This window comes from Psychrobacter sp. AOP5-GZ1-6, assembly GCF_052376345.1.
GTDB lineage: Bacteria > Pseudomonadota > Gammaproteobacteria > Pseudomonadales > Moraxellaceae > Psychrobacter.
This window is the reverse complement of sequence record NZ_JBQSVP010000405.1, coordinates 1-245: the sequence shown is the minus strand read 5'-3', so window position 1 is coordinate 245 and position 245 is coordinate 1. Positions and strand designations below refer to the sequence as shown.

Here is a 245-nt window from a genome sequence, read left to right as displayed (position 1 = left end):
ACAAATTCAATTGTTATTATAAAGACCATGACTTACTCACTAGATTTCCGCAAACAAGTACTAAAAAGCTTAGACGAGGGTATGACCTTTGCCGAGGCAGCTAAATTCTATAACCTCAGCCCAACCACCATACAAAACTGGAAGAGACGTGTTCATAGTAAAACAACCAGGCAAACCAAACCCTATAAAATACCAGATGACGTGCTACTCAATGATGTCAAAGAACATCCTGATGATTATCAGTA

The 245-nt window shown here is 38.4% G+C and carries 1 protein-coding gene; it reads left to right on the top strand.

The window, feature by feature from the left end:
• Positions 1 to 27 precede the first annotated feature (27 nt).
• A partial coding sequence (locus ACT3RN_RS16380; RefSeq protein WP_443539329.1) for an IS630 transposase-related protein occupies positions 28 to 245 on the top strand: 218 nt, incomplete at its 3' end.